The organism is Streptomyces sp., from assembly GCF_036566765.1.
Classification (GTDB): domain Bacteria; phylum Actinomycetota; class Actinomycetes; order Streptomycetales; family Streptomycetaceae; genus Streptomyces.
In genome coordinates this window covers 1-3,835 of record NZ_DATCVQ010000257.1, presented here as the reverse complement: position 1 = coordinate 3,835, position 3,835 = coordinate 1, and the positions used below count along the sequence as shown (strand labels likewise).

General features: G+C 75.4%; 3 protein-coding genes. All 3 read left to right on the top strand.

Annotation, left to right across the window (positions count from 1 at the left end):
- Positions 1-1,028 (top strand): sensor histidine kinase (locus tag VIU94_RS14460; RefSeq protein ID WP_331911435.1); only part of this gene is annotated, 1,028 nt, incomplete at its 5' end.
- Between the two features lie 26 nt (positions 1,029-1,054).
- Positions 1,055-2,314, top strand: a complete 1,260-nt coding sequence (locus VIU94_RS14455) for a bifunctional glycosyltransferase family 2/GtrA family protein (protein WP_331911433.1) — start codon at positions 1,055-1,057, stop codon at positions 2,312-2,314.
- Positions 2,311-3,835 (top strand): ArnT family glycosyltransferase (locus tag VIU94_RS14450; protein ID WP_331911431.1); only part of this gene is annotated, 1,525 nt, incomplete at its 3' end. The genes VIU94_RS14455 and VIU94_RS14450, both read left to right, overlap by 4 nt.

Here is a 3,835-nt window from a genome sequence, read left to right as displayed (position 1 = left end):
CCCCGCTCGCCGAAGTCCAGGACGCCCTGTCCACGCTGGTCGTGGTCGAGCTGAGCGTGACCGGCGCGGGCCTGGTCGCCGCCTCCCTCGCCGGGACGCTGCTCGTCCGGATCGCGCTGCGGCCGCTGCGCCGGGTCGCCGCGACCGCCACCCAGGTCGCCGAACTCCCGCTGCACAGCGGCGAGCCGGTCCTGCACCAAAGGGTGGCGGAGGCCGATCCGCGGACCGAGGTGGGGCAGGTCGGCGCGGCCATCAACCGGATGCTCGACCATGTGCACTCGGCGCTGCACGCCCGGCAGCAGAGCGAGACCCGGGTCCGGCGGTTCGTCGCCGACGCGAGCCACGAGCTGCGCACCCCGCTGGCCTCGATCCGCGGGTACGCGGAGCTGACCCGGCGCGGCCGCGAGGAGTGCGGGCCCGACACCCGGCACGCGCTGGGCCGGATCGAGTCCGAGGCGGTCCGGATGACCGGCCTGGTGGAGGACCTGCTGCTGCTCGCCCGGCTGGACGCCGGACGCCCCCTCGATCTGCGGGACGCCGATCTGTCGCCGCTGGTCGTGGACGCGGTCGGCGACGCGCGCGCGGCCGGGCCGGACCATGGCTGGCTGCTCGAACTGCCCGCCGAGCCCATGACCGTGCGCGGCGACGCCGCCCGGCTCCATCAGGTGCTGCTCAACCTGCTCGGCAACGCCCGTACGCACACCCCGCCCGGCACGAAGGTCACCGCACGGGTGCGGGCCGAGGGCGAGCGGTGGACCGTCGTCGAGATCGAGGACGACGGGCCCGGCATCCCGGCCGAGTTGCTGCCGCACGTCTTCGAGCGGTTCGCGCGCGGCGACGCGTCCCGCTCCCGGCACGCCGGCTCCACCGGGCTCGGTCTTTCGATCGTGGAGGCCGTCGTCGCCGCGCACCGCGGCGAGGTGACCGTCGACTCCGCGCCCGGCCGGACGACCTTCTCCGTACGGCTGCCCAGCGCGGCCCCCGAGCGCAGCTCACAGGCGGGGCACAGGCTCATCACACCGGCGTGACAGCGGGTCCCGGAACTGTCGGGGTCATGCGAACCGACACCCTGGCGGGGGCCCTCCCCGCCCGCGAGCACCTGCCCGTGGGCGGCGTCGGCCGGCCCGTACTCGACGTGGTCGTCCCCGTGTTCAACGAGGAGCAGGACCTCGAGCCCTGCGTCCGGCGGCTGCACGCGCACCTGGCCCGCACCTTCCCGTACGGCTTCCGGATCACGGTCGCCGACAACGCCTCAACCGACCGCACCCCGCAGATCGCCGCCCGGCTCGCCGCGACGCTCCCCGAGGTGCGCTCGGTGCGCCTGGAGCAGAAGGGGCGCGGGCGGGCGCTGCGGACCGTCTGGTCGGGCTCGGACGCGCCCGTCCTCGCGTACATGGACGTCGATCTGTCCACCGACCTCAACGCGCTGCTCCCGCTGGTCGCCCCGCTGATCTCCGGCCACTCCGACCTGGCGATCGGCTCCCGGCTCGCCCGCTCCTCGCGGGTGGTGCGCGGGCCGAAGCGGGAGCTGATCTCCCGGGCGTACAACCTGATCCTGCGCGGCTCGCTCGCCGCCCGGTTCTCCGACGCCCAGTGCGGGTTCAAGGCGATCCGGCGGGAGGTCGCGGAGCGGCTGCTGCCGATGGTCGAGGACACCGGCTGGTTCTTCGACACCGAGATGCTGGTGCTGGCCGAGCGAGCCGGGCTGCGGATCCACGAGGTCCCCGTCGACTGGGTCGACGACCCCGACTCGACCGTGCACATCGTGCGGACCGCGACCGAGGACCTGAAGGGCGTCTGGCGGGTGGGGCGGGCGCTCGCGACCGGCTCGCTGCCGCTGGAGCGGCTCGCCCGGCCGTTCGGGGACGACCCGCGGGACCGCGAACTGCCCGGGGTGCCGGGCGGGCTGACCCGGCAGCTGGTCGGGTTCTGCACGGTCGGCGTGCTGTCCACGCTGCTCCACCTCGCCCTGTACTCGGGCTTCCGCCTCGGCCTGGGCGCCCAACTCGCCAACGCGCTCGCGCTGCTGGTGTCCGCGATCGTCAACACGGCCGCGAACCGGCGGCTCACGTTCGGCGTGCGGGGACGGGACCGGGCGCTGCGCCACCAGGCTCAGGGGCTCGCGGTCTTCGCCCTCGGCCTGGCCCTGACCAGCGGCTCGCTGGCCGCGCTCGGGGCGGCGACCGGCGCCCCGGCGCACTCCGCCGAGCTCGCGGTGCTGATCACCGCAAACCTCGCGGCGACCGTGCTGCGTTTCCTCCTCTTCCGGCTCTGGGTCTTCCCGGAGCGGACTGCCTCTAGGGACGACCGATGACGACTGTGATCCGACGACTGTGGCGCGGGCGGGCCGACGACGCCCCCTGGGCGCGGCCCGCGCTCCTCGCCCTGCTGCTCGCCACCGGCCTGCTCTACCTGTGGAACCTGAGCGCCTCCGGCTACGCCAACTCCTTCTACTCCGCCGCCGTCCAGGCCGGCAGCGAGAGCTGGAAGGCCTTCTTCTTCGGCTCGCTCGACGCGGGCAACGCGATCACCGTCGACAAGCCGCCCGCCGCGCTGTGGCCGATGGCCCTGTCGGTCCGGCTGTTCGGGCTCGGGTCCTGGCAGATCCTGGCGCCCGAGGTGCTGATGGGCGTGGCGACGGTCGCCGTCCTGTACGCGGCGGTCCGGCGGCGGTTCGGGGCCGGGGCGGGGCTGCTGGCGGGCGCGGTGCTCGCGCTCACCCCGGTCGCGGCGCTGATGTTCCGGTTCAACAACCCCGACGCGCTGCTCGCGCTGCTGACGACGGTCGCCGTGTACTGCGTGCTGCGCGCCCTGGAGCAGGAGCGGGGCGGCGCGAAGTGGCTGGCGTGGGCGGGGGTCGCGCTCGGGTTCGCGTTCCTCGCCAAGACCCTGCAGGCGTTCCTGGTCCTGCCGCCGCTCGCCCTGGTGTACGCGGTGTGCGCGCCGGCCGGGCTCGGCCGCCGGATCCGGGACCTCGCCCTGGGCGGGCTCGCGCTGGTGGTCTCCGGCGGCTGGTGGGTGGCGCTGGTCGAGCTGTGGCCCGAGTCCTCGCGCCCGTACGTCGGCGGCTCGCAGACCAACAGCTTCCTGGAGCTCACCTTCGGCTACAACGGCCTGGGCCGGCTCAACGGCGACGAGACCGGCAGCGTCGGGGGCGGCGGCCGGGCGATGCGGGGCGCGCTCCCCGAGGGCGTCGAGACGCTGCCCGGGCGCGGCGGGGGCGGGGGCGGCTGGGGCGAGACCGGCATCGGGCGGATGTTCGGCGACTCGGTGGGCGGTCAGGTCTCCTGGCTGCTGCCGGCCGCGCTGTTCCTGCTGGTCGCCGGCCTGGTGATCACCTGGCGGGCACCGCGCACCGACAGCGCGCGGGCGGCGTTCCTGGCCTGGGGCGGGTCGCTGGTGACGACCGTGGCCGTGTTCAGCTTCATGGCCGGGATCTTCCACGAGTACTACACGATCGCCCTGGCCCCCTACATCGCGGCGCTCGTCGGCATGGGCGCGGCGGTCCTGTGGGAGGAGCGCGGCCGGGCAGCGGGCTCGGCGGCCCTGGCGGCGACCGTCGCGGGGACGGCCGTGTGGGCGTACGTCCTGCTCGGCCGGACGCCCGACTGGCTGCCGTGGCTGCGGCCGACGGTCCTGGTCGCGGGGCTTCTCGCCGCGCTGGGGCTGCTGTTCGCGGGCCGGATCGACCGGCGGCTCGGGCTCGCGCTCGCGGGTCTCGGGGTCGCGGCGGGGCTCGCCGGCCCGGCCGCGTACACGCTGGCGACTGTGGACGCGGGGCACCAGGGCTCGATCGTGACGGCGGGCCCGTCGGGCGCGGCGATGGGCGGACGGG